General features: G+C 49.3%; 19 protein-coding genes. 7 read left to right on the top strand and 12 right to left on the bottom strand.

The window, feature by feature from the left end; all coding sequences use genetic code 11:
• The first annotated feature begins 307 nt into the window (after positions 1-307).
• The 5 genes from ACFSRY_RS01240 (at position 308) to ACFSRY_RS01220 (ending at position 5741) form a co-directional block, all read left to right on the top strand.
• Positions 308-997 carry a DUF2231 domain-containing protein gene (locus tag ACFSRY_RS01240; RefSeq protein ID WP_377502596.1) on the top strand — a complete coding sequence of 230 codons (690 nt, stop codon included), beginning with the start codon at positions 308-310 and terminating at the stop codon, positions 995-997.
• Positions 998-1149: 152 nt separating this feature from the next.
• On the top strand, positions 1150-3282 hold the full coding sequence (locus ACFSRY_RS01235) for a copper-translocating P-type ATPase (RefSeq protein ID WP_377502594.1): 2133 nt from the start codon (positions 1150-1152) through the stop codon (positions 3280-3282).
• 26 nt (positions 3283-3308) lie between these two features.
• Complete coding sequence (locus ACFSRY_RS01230) at positions 3309-3773, top strand: hypothetical protein (protein ID WP_377502592.1); 465 nt, start codon at positions 3309-3311, stop codon at positions 3771-3773.
• A gap of 79 nt (positions 3774-3852) precedes the next feature.
• Complete coding sequence (locus ACFSRY_RS01225; protein WP_377502590.1) at positions 3853-4323, top strand: hypothetical protein; 471 nt, start codon at positions 3853-3855, stop codon at positions 4321-4323.
• A gap of 59 nt (positions 4324-4382) precedes the next feature.
• The gene (locus ACFSRY_RS01220) at positions 4383-5741 is read left to right on the top strand and encodes a hypothetical protein (RefSeq protein WP_377502587.1); all 1359 of its coding nucleotides are present in this window, start codon (positions 4383-4385) and stop codon (positions 5739-5741) included.
• 47 nt (positions 5742-5788) lie between these two features.
• On the opposite strand, the gene ACFSRY_RS01215 is transcribed toward ACFSRY_RS01220, so the two are convergent.
• The 5 genes from ACFSRY_RS01215 to ACFSRY_RS01195 all read right to left on the bottom strand — a co-directional run bounded on the left by ACFSRY_RS01215 (position 5789) and on the right by ACFSRY_RS01195 (position 10736).
• Entirely contained in the window at positions 5789-6403 is a 615-nt protein-coding gene (locus ACFSRY_RS01215) for a DUF2911 domain-containing protein (RefSeq protein ID WP_377502585.1), read from the bottom strand.
• Positions 6404-6443: 40 nt separating this feature from the next.
• Positions 6444-7250 (bottom strand): PepSY domain-containing protein, encoded by an 807-nt coding sequence (locus ACFSRY_RS01210; RefSeq protein ID WP_377502583.1) that lies wholly within the window; start codon positions 7248-7250, stop codon positions 6444-6446.
• A gap of 257 nt (positions 7251-7507) precedes the next feature.
• The gene (locus ACFSRY_RS01205; RefSeq protein WP_377502581.1) at positions 7508-7726 is read right to left on the bottom strand and encodes a hypothetical protein; all 219 of its coding nucleotides are present in this window, start codon (positions 7724-7726) and stop codon (positions 7508-7510) included.
• Between the two features lie 110 nt (positions 7727-7836).
• A complete protein-coding gene (locus tag ACFSRY_RS01200; protein ID WP_377502579.1) occupies positions 7837-8205 on the bottom strand; it encodes a nuclear transport factor 2 family protein in 369 nt (122 codons plus the stop codon).
• Between the two features lie 68 nt (positions 8206-8273).
• Positions 8274-10736 carry a multicopper oxidase domain-containing protein gene (locus ACFSRY_RS01195; RefSeq protein ID WP_377502997.1) on the bottom strand — a complete coding sequence of 821 codons (2463 nt, stop codon included), beginning with the start codon at positions 10734-10736 and terminating at the stop codon, positions 8274-8276.
• Positions 10737-11022: 286 nt separating this feature from the next.
• On the opposite strand from ACFSRY_RS01195, the gene ACFSRY_RS01190 reads away from it, so the two are divergent.
• Positions 11023-12024 (top strand): potassium channel family protein, encoded by a 1002-nt coding sequence (locus ACFSRY_RS01190; RefSeq protein ID WP_377502577.1) that lies wholly within the window; start codon positions 11023-11025, stop codon positions 12022-12024.
• Between the two features lie 93 nt (positions 12025-12117).
• The gene (locus ACFSRY_RS01185) at positions 12118-12339 is read left to right on the top strand and encodes an SHOCT domain-containing protein (RefSeq protein ID WP_377502575.1); all 222 of its coding nucleotides are present in this window, start codon (positions 12118-12120) and stop codon (positions 12337-12339) included.
• Positions 12340-12352: 13 nt separating this feature from the next.
• On the opposite strand, the gene ACFSRY_RS01180 is transcribed toward ACFSRY_RS01185, so the two are convergent.
• From ACFSRY_RS01180 to ACFSRY_RS01150, 7 genes are all read right to left on the bottom strand, one after another.
• The gene (locus ACFSRY_RS01180; RefSeq protein ID WP_377502572.1) at positions 12353-13213 is read right to left on the bottom strand and encodes a formate/nitrite transporter family protein; all 861 of its coding nucleotides are present in this window, start codon (positions 13211-13213) and stop codon (positions 12353-12355) included.
• Positions 13214-13327: 114 nt separating this feature from the next.
• Positions 13328-14701, bottom strand: a complete 1374-nt coding sequence (locus tag ACFSRY_RS01175; RefSeq protein ID WP_377502570.1) for a PQQ-dependent sugar dehydrogenase — start codon at positions 14699-14701, stop codon at positions 13328-13330.
• A 58-nt stretch (positions 14702-14759) separates the two neighbouring features.
• Positions 14760-15065, bottom strand: a complete 306-nt coding sequence (locus ACFSRY_RS01170; RefSeq protein WP_377502568.1) for a hypothetical protein — start codon at positions 15063-15065, stop codon at positions 14760-14762.
• Between the two features lie 19 nt (positions 15066-15084).
• Entirely contained in the window at positions 15085-15903 is an 819-nt protein-coding gene (locus ACFSRY_RS01165; RefSeq protein ID WP_377502566.1) for a DsbA family protein, read from the bottom strand.
• Between the two features lie 24 nt (positions 15904-15927).
• A complete protein-coding gene (locus ACFSRY_RS01160) occupies positions 15928-16869 on the bottom strand; it encodes a manganese catalase family protein (protein WP_377502564.1) in 942 nt (313 codons plus the stop codon).
• A 276-nt stretch (positions 16870-17145) separates the two neighbouring features.
• Positions 17146-18039 carry a cyanophycinase gene (locus tag ACFSRY_RS01155; protein ID WP_377502562.1) on the bottom strand — a complete coding sequence of 298 codons (894 nt, stop codon included), beginning with the start codon at positions 18037-18039 and terminating at the stop codon, positions 17146-17148.
• 33 nt (positions 18040-18072) lie between these two features.
• Positions 18073-18501: a hypothetical protein gene (locus ACFSRY_RS01150; protein WP_377502560.1), complete on the bottom strand. Its 429-nt coding sequence runs from the start codon at positions 18499-18501 to the stop codon at positions 18073-18075.
• Between the last annotated feature and the right edge of the window lie 3 nt (positions 18502-18504).

Raw genomic sequence — 18504 nt, 5'->3', positions numbered from 1 at the left:
ACAGGCAGTACTGGAAGGGCATTATTGCCGTAAAAAGAAGATGGATGTTTTATAAAAAGATGATAACACCAGGCTTATTACTACCATTTATTTAAATCCAGATAAGGAAACAGTCATAATGCTGCACGGAGGTCCTGGTGCCCGTACTAACATCGCCTTAAACCCTACCTCTTTTACAGTAATATTTCTTTCTCCTGCTTCTAATTTATTATGCTTTCACTGAAAGGCCGAAAAATTAAAACTTTAAATATTTACCTATATTTATCCCTCAAATAAATAAAAGCTCCCTGAGAATTTGACACTACCAATGAAGAAGAACATTATTCTTTCAATAATTACACTGTTTTCTATCCTGATACCCTGCAGCGATTCATTTGCCCATGGTGGGGAAAAGCACGGTAAAAAGTCGAAAACAGAGGCGTTAAAATCAGAGGAAGCTGCAGCAATGATTCACGACACGGTGGCACCCACACAGCAAAACCTAACGGAAGAAGAACATGTTCAACACGTACAGAAACCTTCCTCCGTACACGCTGATCTGGCTGATTTCCCTAACCAGCACCCGCTGTTCGTTCACTTTCCAATTGTGCTCCTGTTAGTGGCCGCTGCTGTTCAAATGGCAAATGTTTTCTTTGTCCGAAAAGAACTGGACTGGATAACAACCTTTACAGTTCTTATCAGCTTCGTTTCTGCCTACTACGTTACGTTTATCGATCACCCACACACTGATGGGCTAACGGAACATGCTAAACTGGTACTGGAACAGCATGACCTGTATGCTATCTGGACTATCTATCTCGCAGGTGCAGCTCTTGCTGCTCAGTTCCTTAACCAATTCCTGCTTAAAGGCAGGCGGTGGAGTATTGCCGTGGTGGCAATAATTCTGGCTGTTGCGGCTTATTCTGTTTCGATGGCAGGTCATTATGGAGCACAACTCGTGTACTTGGAAGGCATAGGCCCTCAAGGCAAATACCTTGATTCTGCCCACTCCCATTAAACTTGTTTAACGTAAACGAAACGAGGCGCAGTAATCTTTACTGCGCCTCGTTTCGTTTAGAGGTGTGGACTTAGGCACCAGAGACATACAGGTAAACCCGGAATACTATTAGGAAGCAAAAATAGGCTATAGCTACTCAACCTTAATGCAACATGAAGAATAAGGATAAACACCAACACCCTCACCACGGAGCCAAGGGGAATGCTGAAAAGAAAGTAGAAGGCACTGAAGAAAGACTGGAAGAGAAGACGCTGCACGGCCATACAGAAGCCATGCACAAAGACACTTCCGGCCATCCTCCCCACGAAACACATTCAGATCATGATACTGGAGGTCACCACGACCATCACCGCATGATGATTGCCGATTTCAAGAAGAAGTTTTGGGTATCACTGGTGTTATCAATCCCTGTTATTATCATCAGTCCAATGATACAGGATATTGTAGGATACTCGCTCCATATCCCTTACAATATGTACATCGCCTTCGCCCTGTCCAGCATCATCTTCTTCTATGGCGGATGGCCTTTCCTGACGGGGCTGGTGGAGGAGGTAAAAAAGGGCGCGCCGGGTATGATGACATTGATCGGGGTAGCCATCACCGTGGCATACCTCTATAGCTCTGCAGTTGCTTTTGGTTTGCCCGGCATGGACTTTTTCTGGGAGTTGGCCACCCTGATTGTAATCATGCTGCTGGGGCACTGGATCGAGATGCGCTCTGTGCTCGGTGCCTCCAAGGCACTGGAGCTCCTGGTAAGCATGATGCCCTCTGAGGCTCAGGTAGTCAGAGGCGGAGAAACAGTAACAGTAAAGGTGGAAGAGCTGCAGCCGGAGGACTTGATACTGATAAGACCCGGTGAAAAAGTACCTGCCGACGGGGTCGTGGCCCAAGGGGAAAGCTACCTGAACGAAAGCATGCTGACCGGAGAGAGCAAGCCCGTGCAGAAAAAGAAGGATGACAAAGTAATTGGTGGTTCCATCAACGGCAACGGATCCCTGCAGGTACGGGTTACCAGCACAGGCAAGGACAGCTACCTGAACAAGGTCATCAACCTGGTGCAGGAGGCGCAAAAAACGAAGTCTGAAACACAACGATTGGCTGACCGTGCCGCTAAATGGCTCACATACATTGCACTCACTGCAGGATTTGGAACACTTGCCGTATGGCTACTGCTTGGTCAGGAGTTTGCGTTTGCCCTGGAGCGCATGGTGACGGTGATGGTCATCTCCTGCCCTCATGCGCTAGGCCTGGCTATCCCACTGGTGGTGGCCATCTCTACAGCTGTTTCAGCCAACAATGGTTTGCTTATCCGTAACCGGACGGCCTTCGAGAACTCCCGCAAGATCACCACAGTCATTTTCGACAAGACCGGTACTCTGACGCAAGGCTCCCACGAAATTGCCTCCCTGATCACCTTTTCAGATACTACAGACGAGCGGGAGATGCTGCGGCTGGCGGCAGGTGTGGAGCAAAACTCAGAACACTTTATCTCACAGGGCATCCTCAGGAAAGCAAAGTCCGAAAACATCAGCGTACCCCCTTCCGAAAACTTCAACTACCTGCCGGGCAAAGGTCTGGAAGGCGTGGTGGAAGGCAAGGAAGTGAAGGTAGTCGGGCCAAACTACATCAGGGAGTACAACATTAAAGTACCTGCCAGCGAAGCAGAGGAAGGCGTGGAAACAGTAGTCTACGTGCTCGTGGACGGGCAGCCGATTGGCTACATCACCATGCGCGACCAGATTCGCGAAGAGTCTGCCGGCGCCATAAAGGTGCTGAAGGAGAACGGTATCAAAAACCTGCTGCTCACCGGCGACAATGAGCGCGTGGCCAAAAGCGTGAGCGACAAGTTGGTGATGGACGGCTACATGGCCAATGTGCTGCCTCACCAGAAACAGGAGAAAGTGAAGGAGTTGCAGGCGCAGGGAGAGTTTGTAGCCATGACCGGCGACGGTGTGAACGATGCACCTGCCCTTGCCCAGGCAGACGTAGGCATTGCCGTAGGTTCCGGTACCGATGTGGCCGCCGAGACTGCCGACATTATTCTTGTGAACAGCAACCCGCAGGACATCGCCTCCCTCATTCTCTTTGGTAAGGCTACTTATAGAAAGATGATTCAGAACCTGATCTGGGCAACGGGCTATAACGTTATAGCGCTACCGCTGGCGGCAGGCGTGCTCTACCAACAGGGCATCATGGTGTCGCCTGCCGTTGGGGCTGCCCTGATGAGCCTGAGCACCGTGATTGTCGCCATAAATGCACAGCTGCTGCGCCGGGAGATAAAGTAAACGATGGATTTATAAAGAAGCTGCTCATGGAGAAACAGCATGCTGCCGGCATTCAGGACATTCTTAGAGTAAGTAGCCTTGTGCTTGTAGTGGGGTTTCTGCTAAACCTGATCTGGGAGAATGCGCAGGCACCGCTATACGAAGGGTACAAGGGGTTCTACGGTCACTTCTGGCTCTGCTTTGTAGCCGCTGTGGTTGATGCGCTGGTCATCCTGCTGCTTTACCTGCTGTTCTTGGTTTACAGCCAGCACTTGTACTGGCCCTTAGCTGCAGGTTTTTGGCAGCGTTTGCTTTTGGTTATTGCCGGAGTTTTGCTAGCTGTGTGGTTTGAGAAGTGGGCTTTGAATGTGGAACAGTGGGGTTATGCAGAAGCCATGCCCATCATCCCCATACTTGATATAGGGTTACTTCCTGTTCTGCAGTTAATGTTTCTCCCTTTCGCTACTTTTTGGGTTAGCATGCATGTGGCGCGGGCAAACCTGGCCAGATAAAAGGTAAACTACACCACCTTACCTGATACCAAGCGTACAATAAAACATAAGTTTTATCCCAATAAACTTCCATGAAATTATGAGAAATATAAAATTGGCAACATTGTTTCTTCTCCTGTTGGCCGTAGCGGCCTGTCAGCGGGAAGCCACCGTGCAGGAGGTGATGGACACGGAGGAGCAACGCAAAGAAGTGTACTCCACTATCATGGATAACCCGGAGATGCGCCAGGAGATGATGCAGATGATGCGCGAGCACCCGGACGGTGGCATGATGATGGGGCAGGGCCACATGATGGGTCAGGGGCAGATGATGATGGGCGACAGTGCCCGCATGATGGGCCGCATGGACCGCCAGCAGATGCGCGACATGATGCAGCAGATGATGGCTGCCTGCGCCGAGGACTCTGCCAACTGCAACATGATGTCGCAGATGATGATGAACCACCGCCAGATGATGCAGCAGATGATGCAGCAAATGCGCCAGCAGAACATGATGGATGACGCCTGCTATGAGCAAATGATGCAGAACATGAAGAATCAGCAGCGGTAGTTTTCCCGAACATAAAGTTTTAGCTCTATGTAAACTTAATAGTAAGTATACATAGAGCTATGAAAACAGTTAAACCAATTTTATTTCTTGTACTGCCACTGCTCCTTGCATGGCCAGCGGCGGCACAGGAGCATGAGCACCACCAGCCAAAGCAAGACACAGCTAAAATGCACATGCAGCACATGGGCATGCAGCACGGGACGATGCCCATGTCACATGCTTTCTCCCGGAACCTGCCCATGAACCGCAATGGGTCCGGTACGGGATGGCTTCCGGATGCCTCGCCCATGTACGGCAACATGTTTCATACCGGAGATTGGATGCTCATGCTGCACTACAACCTCTTTTTGCGCTATAACAACCAGGATGTGTTTGAGGACGGAAACCGGGGCGACAGACAGTTTGATGCGCCTAACTGGGTCATGCTGATGGGCCAGCGCTTTGTGGGCGAGAAGGGGCTGTTCCGCTTCAGCACCATGGTTTCGCTGGACCCGCTCACGGTGGGCGGCGACGGCTACCCTTTGCTGTTCCAGACTGGTGAGACATTTGAGGATGAGCCGCTCATAGACCGCCAGCATCCGCACGACCTGTTCAGTGAGCTATCAGTTGGTTATACACACCTGCTTTCTGAGGAAGCAGACGTGTTCGTGTACCTAGGTTACCCAGGTGAGCCGGCATTAAGCAATGTGGCGTTCATGCACAGGCCTTCGGCGCTCAACAACCCCGACTCACCCCTCGGCCACCACTGGCAGGACGCCACCCACATTTCCTTTGGGGTGGCCACTCTTGGTTTCCGCTACCGTAACTGGAAACTGGAAGGATCCTCCTTCACGGGTCGTGAGCCGGACGAGGAGCGCTACGATTTTGATAAGCCCCGCTTCGACTCCCGCTCCGCTCGCCTGACCTACAACCCATCAGATAACTGGAGCCTGCAGGCCTCCCATGCATTCGTTAAGAGTCCTGAGGTGTCAGAACCAGACGAAGACGTTTACCGCACTACCGCCTCCGCGCTCTACGGCAAGAAACTCACTGGCGATAACCGCTTCCTGACCGGCTCTTTGAACTGGGGCTACAACTATGTGGATGAGCACCATAAGGAGCATTCTTTCCTGCTGGAGTCTAACCTCCAAAGCGACAAGTTTTCCGTTTATGGGCGCTACGAGTTTGTTCAGAAGTCGTCGGAGGAGTTGGGCTTTGAAGAGGACGCCTTCGGGCACGATGAGCTCTTTAATGTAAATGCGCTGACTGTTGGGGCAAACAGACAGATATTGGAAATCGGGACTGTCAATTTTAACCTGGGGGCACAGGTAAATGTGTTCAGGACCGAGAATGCCCTGCACCCGTACTATGGTGAACTGCCAGTAAGTGCACAGGTGTATCTTCGCGTGTTCCCGGCCGCAATGTTTCCTTATAAGTAAAAAAAGGGGCGGTAAAGATATCTTAACCGCCCCTTTTTTGCTCATTACTATTTTGTTTCCACTGGCACTGTGATACCCACCTTATCCCATGCTACCTGGATGGCTCCCTCCGTATCAGCCTCTTCAACAATCTCGTACTTCAGTCGCTCCTGGTGCTGCTTCAGTTCTTCAGGCTTTACCTGTACCCGCACCAGATCCTCCTTGGCATCGTAGTCATCGGCAAGGTGCTGTTTCCAGTTCTTATTGATGATAAATGTCCACTCCTCCCTACCAGGTATGGTAAATAAGGCATACTTGCCGGCTGGCACTTCCTTTCCTCCAATCACTAGGTCTTTGTCAGTCTCGAGCGTAGTGGCCATATGCGCCCCCGTCACCCATACCTGATCGTAAGGCACTAACCCACCCCAGATAACACGCCCTTTTACCCCCGGCGCGTGGTAGTTGATCCTCAGGCTGGCAGCGCCTACCTGCCCGGTAGCCTCGGATGGAATGCTGCCCTTGATGGTATCCTGCTGGGCAACCTGCGGCTCAACTTCAGTTGCTACTTCTACTTCAGTTGAGGCAACCTGCTCCTGCTGGTTTTCCTCCATTGTACCTGTGCAACTTGTTGTAAACGCTGCAGTCACGATTGCAGCCCCTAAAAGGAATGTCTTTTTTTTCACGTTAAAATTAATTCTTTAGATAAGGATTTACTATGTAACACTAAGCTTTCTGTACTCGCTTCTTTACCTTTCTCACCGACGGTGATGAAACAAAGTATAGCACGAAACCGGAAAGTACGGTAAACAAGCCAAAGATAGAAAAAGCTCTGAGTAAAATATTCCCAAAGTTATCACGCCCTTCGTAGTCCATGGTGTGCAGCATCCAGAAGAAGTCGAACACGCGCCATTGGTTGTGGCGAATCGTCTGGAAAGTACCCAATTCTGCCGACACATACGCCGTGCAGTTATCCGGTTGGCTAAAGGTAACAGCCCATGCAGGTAAAGGTCTGCCGCGATATTCATGGTGCGAACCGACCTCTGTCAGGTACTCCACATTCTCCACCTTGATGGGATTAGCCATCTGGTTTTTGGCAACGACTACAGCCACATCTTCAGAAAGGGGTGAAATGAATTCTCCTGTCTCTGCATTCGCCAGTTGTACTTTTACATTGCCTGAGTGAGCCGGCATATGTCCGCCCGCCTCATGGGCTGCATGGTCCATGCCTCCCGAGAAGTAGCGTACCTGGTAAGTGGGCACACCGGCAACCTCAATAAGCTGAACAGAAAGTACAGAGTCCACCTGGCTTTTTGCTTGCAGGTTCTCCAGCACCAGCTGCGGCGATACCATGTTCATGGAGGCGGGGAAATGCTTCTTCTCGCTCCGAAGATGATCCCCGTGCACTTCGTCTATGTCGTTCCAGCTGAAGTAAAGCCCCCCAATTGTCCAGAAAAGAAACTGAACACCCAGGATAAGGCCCAGGTAGCGGTGAGATTTGCGGATATAGTACTGTTTACTTTTTAGCTTCATAAGGCTAATATAACACTAAATCCACAATTGCCTCGTGTTACGTAACCTATGAGTGATGCTATCGCCGCTAAAGTGTTCGTTCCTTCTGGTGAAATGAAACCGAGCGTAAGCAAAATTCAGTATTGGAGCAGTTCAGGGTAAGGGAGCTTATTTATTAAGAACCTCCGACACAGACACTGTCTCCATTTCACTACTGTTTCCCTCTCGCTCTACCCGCAAACGGGCGCCTTTTTCTCTTGAGGTCTTCATCAGGGCCTCTACCACATGCTTTGTAGCCTTCGAGTCAAGGAGTGTGGTTTTACCATCTTTTCTACAAGCCCGTAGCCGCTCTCCATACAGTGGCCCATCAAAGAGCATTCTGTGGTATGCTCTTTGGCTGCTTCTCCTAACCGAACCGATGGAATCGTTCGGAGACAGGCGATGTCAACCACATATCCTTCTAAAGTTTCTTTTGTAGTTTCAGTCTTTGTTTCCATACTTTCTATTAAATCTTGTTTGGCCTCAGCATTGTTTATGAAAGTACTGCACAAGGTTAAAGCACTAAAACTACTAAGGCATAGCATGAGCGCAAAAAAGGCAAATTGACCTACTCCTGATCCTTGTTAAGAACAGTATAGTGTATCGTCTGCGCCACAATCAGGCCATCGCGCACCACATAGGAGTCAGCCCCGTCCTTAACAAAGGCGTTTTTAGAATCTGCCGACCATTCCAGAAAACCAACTTCTCCCTCCACTTGAAAATTCTCATAGTCAAAGGTCATCTCTGGCAGCTGTTCCTGCAGGAGTTTGGCCAGTTCCCGCATTCCTTCATGCCCTCTGTAGACCCCAAATGTTGTCAGCATCACAACGTCTTTAGCGAAGTTAAGCTTCAGATCTTCTTCCACGGAGCCTGTTTTCGATTTTTCAAGGTGGTCTTCAAGCACTTGTCTGGGGGTTCGCATAGTATCGTTGCTCATATTGTGAATAAGGTATAAAGTTCGGCTGTGAACCAACACCTGAGTAAACCATTGAGACAAGGCTAAAATTAAAACCTCACTGTCAGGCCGCCGCCCGCCCCAAAGCGGTTGTCGTAGCTGCCCATCAGCGAAAAAGTCTTGGACACGAGGTACTCAAGCCCCACGTTCCAGGTTGTTTCGCTTCTGTAGCTATCTACTTTACCCGTGCCTTCCTCCGGTTCAAAGTCGTTCACCCAGCCAAAATCTGCCTGGTACTCATACTCGCCAAACAGGAAAGTGCGCGGGAAAATAAGCACTTCCCGGCCTATCCTTACCTCCGGGCGCAGTTTGTTGTCTACCCGCAGGTCCAGGTTAAACAGGTAGGGCGTGAGGTACCGGATGCCGGCAATGGCGGTCGTTTCAATCTTATCCATACTATCCTCCTCCTCGTTCTCCGCGTTTACACCCACAAAAACATTAAGGTAATCGTACAGGAACCTGCCGTAGGTAAATTCAGCCTCCATGTTCCTGTTCCAGCCATACTCTGCCGACAAGGTAAACTGGTTGCGCAAATTTGACAGCACCATTCTTGTCTCCCCCATATGAGAGGCTGCGTCAACTGCACCCCAGAAGAAGAAATGATTGCTCTTGTTTGTCAGGATGCGGAGCGGATAGCCTTTCAGCCGCGGGTCGCGGACCGTGTCGTAGCTGAAAATACGGGCCATACCGGAATCGAGGTGGTAGAGGATATGGCAATGGAAAAACCAGTCGCCGTACTCGTTGGCATCAAACTCGATCACCACCTTCTGCATCGGCGCCACGTTAACGGTGTGCTTGAGCGGAGAGTACTCCCCATGCTCGTTTATCACCCGGAAGAAGTGTCCGTGCAGGTGCATCGGGTGGTGCATCATGGTCAGGTTGTTGAGTGTTATGCGAACAACCTCCCCCTGCAAAATTTTGATCTTGTCTGCCTCTTTCAGCGGAACCCCGTTCATACTCCAGATATAGCGTACCATGTTTCCGGTAAGGTTCAGTAGTATCTCCCTCACAGGCTTTCCTTCAGCAAAGTCCGTAGGCTTGGGGGCTTTTAAATAGTTATAGTTGTACTCCGCAAACATATCCATGCCGGGCATTCCCTCATGCTGCATCCCTATCCCTTTACTGACGTCCGGCTGATTCATCTGTGCTTTATCGGCAGCTTTACCATGTTTGCTGTGGTCCATTTTTGAATGATCCATTCCCATGGCAGCAGCTGTGTCTTTCTGTGCTTGTTGATGCTGCATTTTTGAGTGATCCATTTTAGAATGGTTCATCTTTTTAGCACCCGCCGTATCCTGCTTCATCTCCATCTCATGCTGATGCATGGGCTTCTTCTGCTCGTCAGGTTTCGGCTTATGCTCCATGCTTTTCCCGTGGTCCATGTGCTTGCCCTCTTTCATCTGCATGTCACCGTCCATCTGCATCCCCCACTCCTTCATCATCTCGTAAGGCTCCACCTCGCTGGGGTTGAACTTGATGGCCGGAGCGCCCATTTTCATATCCATGGCTGCCATCTGTTGCATCATGGCTATCTTATCAGGTCGGGGCACATCGGGTGCAGGTATAACAGGGCCCTGGCCAAGTAAGGTAGAAGAATAGCCAGAGCCGTCTTGCGCGGTGGCCTTCATTTCCAGCTTTCCGTTCTGGGGAATAATTACTATAAAATCGTAGGTTTCGGCTACCGCAATAAAGGTTTTATCGCGCTTCACAGGTACCACATCCGGGCCATCGGCGGCAACCAGTAGCGGCGTGTCACCTCCGAAGGTGAGCCAGAACTGGCTGGAGGCAGCAGCGTTGATCACCCGCAGCCTTACCTTTTGCCCTGGTTCATACTCCGGGTACTCCCGCACAGGCTGTCCGTTACTCAGAAAGGCCGGGTAATAAATATCTGCGATGTCGGCACCCTCCATGCGCTGTTTCCAGAAGTTTAGCTGGGCACCAAGCGCTCCCCTGGCGATTACCCTGTTCAGCGGCACAGAAGTACCCTTCTGGATGTCGTATATTTCCAGCCCGCGTTTCAGTGTCTTCAAAACATTTGTTGGCTTTTCATAGGTCCAGTCCGACAGCACGATCACCAGGTCTGAGTGGTAGCCCAGCTTTTGCTCCCGGTCCTCCACCACAATAGAGCCGTACACACCCGACTGCTCCTGTAAGCCGGTATGCGAGTGGTACCAATAGGTACCGGTGTGCGTCATCTCAAACTCATACCTGAAGGTGGTGCCTGGCGCAACGGGTGGTGTGGTCAGGTAAGGAACCCCGTCATAAAAGTTAGGTAGCAGAATGCCGTGCCAGTGGATAGAGGTCTCTTTATCCATCTTGTTGGTAACATTCAAGACAGCATAGTCGCCCAGCTTAAACCGCAGGGTCGGGCCGGGGATGGAACCGTTGATGGTCATGCCCATACTTTTCTTCCCGGCTATCTTCACCTGCTCCTGGTCAATGGTCAGGTTGTAGACAACAGTATCGGATTGTGCTGCGACATCTTTGGGAGAAAATGAAAAAAGGGCGATCATGATAAAGACCAGGATGTAAGTGTATGAACTTTTCACAATATGTGCCTCCTATAACTTCTAAACATCAAACTGTTTAGGGCAAAATTTCGGCACCCCTCAGGTACAATTTCCCAAATCAGCTTACATAGTTATACTCATGGGGCTAACCCCATGTTATGAATAAAACAAAATATGGCTGAGGCTACATTTAAAGCTCTACTTCTGTAGCTCTGGCACAGTCCCATTTCAGCTCTCTCAACTCCTAAGCCTTTCCTCCCGTTTACCTGACAAGAACAAGTTTTACTACATGAACTACCTATACCTGATTCTGGGCATCCTTCTTTTTGTACTGACTGTGATGGACCTGATCAAGACAACTTTCTCCTCCAACGGCGGCGGCAAAATAACCGGTGCGGTCTCCAAAGGGGTCTGGAAACTGTTCTTCGTTGCTTCAGGAAAAAACGGCAGACCAAAGCTGCTCAGTTACGCTGGCCCTGCTGTGCTGATCTCCATCCTCCTGGTCTGGATCATCGGCCTTTGGTCCGGACTGTTTCTCATGCTGCTTTCTGATAAAGACTCCATCGTGAACAGCAGCACCCTCACAGCTACCTCACCTCTTGAAAAGTTATACTACGCCGGCTTCACGCTCTCGACACTGGGCGTGGGAGACTATAAGGCTACTACCGATGCCTGGCGCATCGTAACCAGCCTGGTGGCTTTTTCCGGACTGGCCTTCATTACTGCTTCCATTACTTACTTTGTTCCCGTGCTCTCTGCGGTAGGTTTACAGAGCAAACTAAGTTTATACATCAGCAGTATGGGTAAAACGCCGCAGCAGCTCCTGCTCAACAGCTGGAATGGGAAAGACTTTTCTTCTTTCTATGACAATGTGTCTGACCTTTGCCAGATGCTGATGCAGCACACCATGAACCACCACTCCTACCCTGTGATTCACTACTTTCACAACAGTAAAGTTAAACTGGCTATTGCACCAGCCATCGTGTTGCTTGACGAATCCTATCACCTTCTGGAGCTTACCGGTGCAAAAGATAAGCTAAAGATAGAGATGCTCCAGACTACGCTGAAGACGTACAAGGAAACGATGAAGGAGAGCTTTCTTAAAAACGCCAAAGCCCATGGAGCGGCACCTACACCAGACCTTACACAGCTATATAAGGCAGGAATACCAGTCAAAGAACCAGAGCAGGTAAAGCAGGTGTTTGAGCAAGAGCTGCAGGAACATCGCCAACTGCTGACTGCACTATTGGAGAAAGACGGTTGGACGTGGAAAGAAGTGTATAAACCCTAATTTACCATCTATCCACGGATTGAGTGCATGTGAAGCGCCCACAGATTTTCTGTTGTCGTAAAATAATACATGTTATACCTAAAATGCTAGCACATGTGGCCCATGCACGATGAGTACCACTGGCAAATGCACTGGTTCTGGTGGATAGTTTGGATTATAGTAGCGTTGGTGATCTTTGCTCTTTTCTGGTTTATCCGGCGCACCCGAAAAAATTCGGAAACGCCCCTCGACATACTGGAAAGAAGGTACGCCGCCGGGGAGATCGACACAGAGGAATATAAAGCCAAGAGGCGAGAGCTGGAGAGACGCAGGTAGCAACGGCTGAAAGCTACACCTCTTTTTTACCAGACTTTATCTGTGCGTGATTGATGGCTGCTACCAGAATTACACCGCCCAAAATATTTCCAATAAGCGATGGAATGATATAATATATAATTACATCTCCCCATGACCTCTCTTCCATTGCGGCAAGCGTAAACATCTCTACAGCACCTGCAATCACATGACTGAAGTGCCCGATACCAACAACATAAGTGATCAGTATGATGATCAAGATGCGTGCTTTTCCTGCAGAGGGCAGGAGCCATACCATCAGCGCGATAAGCCAGCCGGCAAAAATCCCACGCAACAGAACAGTCGCAAATCCGGGCTCCAAGGCCGTATGTCCGATTTTTGCAAAAGCTTTTAACTCATTGGGCGTAAAGGCTGGAGTATGTGCCGTTACTAAACCAACGATCAAGGCTCCTAATAAATTGGCAAAAAGCACTACTCCCCAAAGCCGCATTACATTCCAAAACTTCTTAAGGGTCTTATCGTGCAGGAGCGGCAGAATAGGTGTAAGGGTATTCTCCGTAAAGAGTTGCTGTTTACCAAGTATAACAATTACAAAACCAACACTGTACCCAAAGCTGGAAACCAGAATCGTCCAATTCTCCTCAGGCATGTATGATTCCAGCATTCCTTCCGTGAACATGGAAAAACCCATAGAAAGACCTGCGGCCAATCCGGACCAAAAAAGGTTTGCCGATGGACGTGCGAGTTCTGATTCAGCTTCCTCGAAAATAACATCATGAATAGCCTTAGCAGAGGGAGACCGGTCTATTTTCTTCTCCTCTTCTTCTTTATTTGAGTGCCTGGTATCAGTCATATATTGTTCCTTATGCCATTCTGCAACATCCTTTTTGCTCACGCACAAGCTTACCTGCACTCACAAAAAATGCTATCCTACTACAACTTCTAGTATTGGGCATTGTTTAAGCTAAAACGCAGGTACAGGAAGCTTTAGATTCCTTTTTTCTTAGCTCTACTCAATCCGGTATACTTTTCCTGTCTTTCCAACAGGGCCATGTTCATCTGTTGTCAATACGTAAGTTTCTCCGGTGTTATCCTGCCCAAAGCTCAGGAGGTAATGCCCAAGATCGTTGTTTTGCCTGTTTTGGAAATGTAGTTTTCTGTACTGCCAGGGCCCCTCTTCTCCTGCAACCTCAGCGGCAAACACAGCTCCGGCCGGTTTATCATGATGCTGTGTCCAGACGCCAAAAAGGTAGTGGCCATTCAATGCAGCGCGTTTATCACCCCTGTACACATAGCCACCGATTCCTACAATACCCAAACCCTCTTCCGGGTACGACATACTGTTCTTAAACTCAATCACAGGATTGATAAACTTATTACCAAGGCTATCCTGGTCCGGGCAATCTGGCAGCGGGTTTTCATTGTTTGCAGCGTTAAAGCAAAGGGTTCCCTCTTTTACATTCCACCCGTAGTTGGAGCCTTTCTGAATCACGTTAATTTCCTCGCGCAGCACCTGTCCCGCATCACCCGCTATAATCATCCCTGTCTCTTTATCAATGGAGAAGCGGTAAGGATTACGAAGTCCGTAAGCAAATATTTCTTTCATGCCACCCTGGTTAGCTGCAAAAGGATTATCGGAAGGAATACCATACGGAGATCCACTGTTTACATCGATGCGCAGGATGCTGCCCAGAAGATTTTGCTTAATGTCCTGACCGTTGCCGCCATCATTCTCGTTGTACCAGTCTGCCACGTGGCCAGTGCCAATATCGTTTTTGTTTCCACCGTCACCAATACTGATATACAAGTAGCCATCCGGACCGAACATAAGTGTTCCTGCATTGTGATTAGACTGCGGCTGTGCCACATACATTAAAACTTTTTCAGAAGTCGGGTCAGCCTTCTCCCGGTTATTTCCTGTGGCACGGTACTCTGCTATTGTAGTAGTATGATCAAAGTTGTCAGGCGCTTCCTGGCGGAGCGGAGCGCTGTAGTACACAAAAAACCTTCCGTTGTTCTGGAAGTCCGGGTGAAACGCCAGGCCAAGCAGCCCCCGTTCTTCGTGTTTCGGTTTGAGGTTAATTACTTTACTCTTTATATCTAAAAAAGGCTCTGGTTGAAGTTTCCCGTCTTTCACTACCCTCACTTCTCCAATCTGGTCCACAATAAAGAGTCTGTCATCATTAGGTGGCTGCGTCAGGAAGACAGGTGAAACCAGGTCAGACGCTATTAACTGCAAACTAACGGAGTCTACAGTTACCTTTTCATTAGCAGCTGTGGCTGTTGTGTTGGCAGTTTCTTCAGAAACCGGTGTTGAGGTACAGGAGTAGCATAGCAATAGCCCTGCTAAAATGTATATGTATGATAGTTCTCTGTTTCTCATAGTTCAAGTTTGTATTTAAAGTAGCTTTTTGATTCGTTCAAAGTTTTCGAAGCTGCTATCATTCAAAGTTCACAACCAGATTAAAGGAGCCTTCACCGGTTTCCGTCATGAACTGAACAGAGAGGTGATCATAGAAGACAAACCGCTTATTAACTGCAACAGCACCATTCTCCATCGCCTCCGACAGTTCAAGCACTTGGCTATAAATAGGAACGTCTTTCTCATCCAGCACAATCATTTTGATGTGGCCTCCTGTAGCAGGCCATTTTTTGATGGTAATATTCTTTATGTCCATGCTTCTGGTGGCTTCACTTCCGTCCAGTCTCAGCGTAGCATTTGTTTCGGTAAGCTCTATCGTTTTCATGGGTCTCGTTTAAGTATGGTTATTCAGGCTTACGGGATTCTGCTCTTTCTTGTCTCAAAGCTTCACTCACCTCACGTTCTGTAGCACTCCCCCAGTACCTCCTGTACTCTATTTCATCGGTGGTATGCTGTATTGGCTCCAGGCCTGGCGCCACCTGCAACAAAGCCTGCTCAAGTGCCTCGTATGGTCGGTATCCCACTATCATTACTCCCTTCTCCTCACCCTCCTGTCGCATTGTTAAGGTTGGGAAACGGCTGATTCCATGTAGCCGTACCTGCACAAGGTCCTTCTTAAAAGCTTTGTGAGCCTCTTCTCCACCCAAGGCCTCCCTAAAGGCTTCTGCATCGAAAACACCTGGTAATGCTTCGGCTAGTTTTATACCTGTCTGTAGCAAAACGTCACGTTCCGCAATGTTCTGTCCGTGCAACATTACCGCCTCACGCACTCTACGCAGGTAGTTCTCTGCCGCTATCGGCGACTGTTGCTCCGCAGCCTTAACCGCGATGCAGGCAGGATAAGAGGATGCAGGAGGGTTCTCGTACCAGACCCTGTCCTGAATGGGCATACCCGATACATGCTTTGCCTCCATCCAGAGCGGCCCCATCTGCAGCGGACGGGCTACGGAATTCATGGGATCATTGAAATTTTCCCAGTTTGGTATGAGCCCACCCATACGATAGCGCCACTTAATCCTGCCCTTGTACTCAAAGCGTAGCCTGCGCCACTGCGGCTCCATGGCCCAGCTCCAGCAACAAAGAGGGTCGGTGAAGTATTCTACCTCCACCGACCCTGCTTCTTGTTCTACAATGTTCTTAAGTTTATTTCCTTTTTCAGTCATACGTTATTTTTAACCCGCTCACTGCTAGCAGTTATGCGGATATTCACACCAGTGGTTCTCCCCACTAGGTACGGCAGCTTTTACCTTTTTGCTGCGTTCCTGGCTTAATGCTTTGTCTTTGGCCTCCACAGATTTCCTGGTGCGGTCTGTGCCGGTTATTTTGTGGTCAAGCATACCATTTGTTTCCACCACGTGCTCGAACGGCTCATGGTAGTATTGCCAGGTTTCTCCCAGGCCAGGGCTTTTACCCTCGTTCCAGGGTCCTTTGGCATCGGCACCGTTACTCATGTTAAAGTAGCTGTTGCTATAACGCGGATCTCCCTGCAGCACACCCGGCGGAAAGTTAGGTTGTATGGTTTCAAGGGCCGCCTCAAACATCTGGTAGTGCGCTACCTCACGGGTCATCAGGAAGTTGAGCGTTTCTTTCACGTAAGGGTCTGTCGTGAACTGCATCAGGTACTCATATACAATCTTTGCCCTGGACTCTGCCGCGATATTGGAGCGAAGGTCCACCGTCGGGTCTCCGTTGGCAGTTACATAAGCCGCATTCCAGGGAACGCCCTGGCTGTTGGTTAAGGTTGGTCCGCCACCGCTCAGCACAAAGAACTGCGGGTTCATCATAGCATTATGAATGAATTCCTCCTTCTTCGCCTTACCATCCAGCAGCTGCATGATCTCGGATTCTTCGGCCGCGTTCTTCAGCTCTCCGTTTATCGGACCCAGCAGCATTTGAATAGTGGCCCCCACTATCTCCAAATGGCTGAATTCCTCCGTAGCAATGTCCATTAACAGATCATACTTGTCCGGATGCGGTTGCCGCATGGCGAAAGCCTGGGTAAAGTATTGCATCGCTGCCTTCAGCTCACCGTTGGCGCCACCAAACTGCTCCAGTAGCAAGCTGGCAAAAGCCGGATCTGGTTTAGACACTCGGGCGTTAAATTGTAATTCCTTTACGTGATAAAACATTTGTCCTCCTTTCTAAAAGTGTAACAATCAGAGTTGCAACTCTTAAAAACGAGGTGACTGAGCAGCAGTTTCTTGTAAAGGGTGAATGAGGTGAGAAACTACAGTCAGTTTCTGTTTATTAGTGGTAAGAGGACGTTGGCTGCTGGTAAGTAAATAATGGTAAGAAGACCTACCGCAGCAGAAACGAGTGGACATAGAGGGTAACCAGAAGAGTCCCTGTAAGACAGCAACCAAGTCTGTGCCTGACCTTGTAAGAAACAAAGCCATAGGTCTGGCTTATAAGTGCAGTTGATCATAGGTAGGAACGGAGTATGTCTCATCCTTTGCCAACAAGTGCACTTTCAGGCCCCGGACGGAGAAGGGGTCTCCCGTGCCGATCTTGTAGATGTCTGTACTAGTCAGATCCATCCCATCCACCACGGTCATAAGCCCGCTGCCAATCACCAGCATCTCCCGCCCTTCCGTTACATAGGCTGCCGTATCTTCTTCCAAACCAATGCCGATACAGCCGGGGTTTGTTACAATACACTGGGCCATGCGCACCATTCGTCCTCTTTGAATGAAATGAGTATCAATTGCCACATCCTTCATGAACTCCAGGCCGGTGGTAACACGCACGTCCCCCTTTATAAAGCCTCCGTGGGTCATAACTTCGTATATCATAGGCGTGGAAAGAGCCACGGCCCCGGCACTGGTTCCTGCTATGAGAATATCCTCATAGGTGTAGCGCTCCCGCATCAGCTGCAGCATGTCTGTCCCTCCAAGTATAGAGGTCAGCCGCAGCTGGTTGCCGCCGGTAAAGAAGAAACCGGAAGCCCGCTCCACTACCTTCAGGTTCTTAGGGTCCTTTGCCTCCTCCCGATTCCGGATGTCGAGCACCTCCACCTTCTCCACACCCAGCTCTTTTAGCACCTTTACATAGTCCTTAGCCATTTCCTCGGGAATGTTAGAGGCGGTAGGTATAACGACCACCATAGGTTTCTCACCGCTCAGCTTAGACACGAAGAACTTGAGGATTTCCTCGCTCTCGAACTCTTTGTTGCGTTCCTGTTCCTTATTCTTATCCCCTTCTCCCTTGCTCTCGTGGCCACCTATAGCCAGTAGGCGACCCTTTGGTATTGGAGCCTCCTGATGGCCTTTATGCTTATTTGACACTTTCTTTTTTGCCATTTTACTTTGACCTGTAAATAGTTAATTATAGAACTAAGGTTTCTTATAGCTTACTACTCTTGTTAACACTGTATCGGCCTTACCCGGATTATTGGTAAAGGCAACCCACCCTTCCCGTTTTGACTCTTGAGGAGCAAAAGGAATCTGTAGTTGCGCCTTCTCCAGCTCTTTACCGTTCTTCATGAGTGCCAGTTCTATCAGCACCTCCTCTGCTGTGGCACCGCCTTTGTTCCGCACTAAAACGTGGTAACGATTGGGAGATCCTGTTGAAGGGTCAGGCCAGCTTTGCACATGCAAATCGGGTGAGGTCGGTTCATGGGTGTAGGTCTGGTAGCCGAGATAGCCTAATATAGCCAGCAGTAGAATCAAGCCGATACCAAAGATTGTCCATTCCAGCCAGTTCTTTTTTTCCTTGTGCTCCCCCTCTTCCAGTTGATCTTCCTGTTTGTTATCGTTTTCCATTTC

It is taken from the genome of Pontibacter locisalis, from assembly GCF_042684605.1.
Classification (GTDB): Bacteria; Bacteroidota; Bacteroidia; order Cytophagales; family Hymenobacteraceae; genus Pontibacter; species Pontibacter locisalis.
This window is presented reverse-complemented; position numbering and strand designations above follow the sequence as displayed.

Excerpts from the sequence above, each read along its gene's own strand:
- ACFSRY_RS01240 (WP_377502596.1), top strand. The coding sequence starts at position 308 with ATGAAGAAGAACATTATTCTTTCAATAATTACACTGTTTTCTATCCTG.
- ACFSRY_RS01235 (WP_377502594.1), top strand. The coding sequence starts at position 1,150 with ATGAAGAATAAGGATAAACACCAACACCCTCACCACGGAGCCAAGGGG.
- ACFSRY_RS01230 (WP_377502592.1), top strand. The coding sequence starts at position 3,309 with ATGGAGAAACAGCATGCTGCCGGCATTCAGGACATTCTTAGAGTAAGT.
- ACFSRY_RS01225 (WP_377502590.1), top strand. The coding sequence starts at position 3,853 with ATGAGAAATATAAAATTGGCAACATTGTTTCTTCTCCTGTTGGCCGTA.
- ACFSRY_RS01220 (WP_377502587.1), top strand. The coding sequence starts at position 4,383 with ATGAAAACAGTTAAACCAATTTTATTTCTTGTACTGCCACTGCTCCTT.
- ACFSRY_RS01210 (WP_377502583.1), bottom strand. The coding sequence starts at position 7,250 with ATGAAGCTAAAAAGTAAACAGTACTATATCCGCAAATCTCACCGCTAC.
- ACFSRY_RS01205 (WP_377502581.1), bottom strand. The coding sequence starts at position 7,726 with ATGGAAACAAAGACTGAAACTACAAAAGAAACTTTAGAAGGATATGTG.
- ACFSRY_RS01200 (WP_377502579.1), bottom strand. The coding sequence starts at position 8,205 with ATGAGCAACGATACTATGCGAACCCCCAGACAAGTGCTTGAAGACCAC.
- ACFSRY_RS01195 (WP_377502997.1), bottom strand. The coding sequence starts at position 10,736 with ATGATCGCCCTTTTTTCATTTTCTCCCAAAGATGTCGCAGCACAATCC.
- ACFSRY_RS01190 (WP_377502577.1), top strand. The coding sequence starts at position 11,023 with ATGAACTACCTATACCTGATTCTGGGCATCCTTCTTTTTGTACTGACT.
- ACFSRY_RS01185 (WP_377502575.1), top strand. The coding sequence starts at position 12,118 with ATGTGGCCCATGCACGATGAGTACCACTGGCAAATGCACTGGTTCTGG.
- ACFSRY_RS01175 (WP_377502570.1), bottom strand. The coding sequence starts at position 14,701 with ATGAGAAACAGAGAACTATCATACATATACATTTTAGCAGGGCTATTG.
- ACFSRY_RS01170 (WP_377502568.1), bottom strand. The coding sequence starts at position 15,065 with ATGAAAACGATAGAGCTTACCGAAACAAATGCTACGCTGAGACTGGAC.
- ACFSRY_RS01165 (WP_377502566.1), bottom strand. The coding sequence starts at position 15,903 with ATGACTGAAAAAGGAAATAAACTTAAGAACATTGTAGAACAAGAAGCA.
- ACFSRY_RS01160 (WP_377502564.1), bottom strand. The coding sequence starts at position 16,869 with ATGTTTTATCACGTAAAGGAATTACAATTTAACGCCCGAGTGTCTAAA.
- ACFSRY_RS01155 (WP_377502562.1), bottom strand. The coding sequence starts at position 18,039 with ATGGCAAAAAAGAAAGTGTCAAATAAGCATAAAGGCCATCAGGAGGCT.
- ACFSRY_RS01150 (WP_377502560.1), bottom strand. The coding sequence starts at position 18,501 with ATGGAAAACGATAACAAACAGGAAGATCAACTGGAAGAGGGGGAGCAC.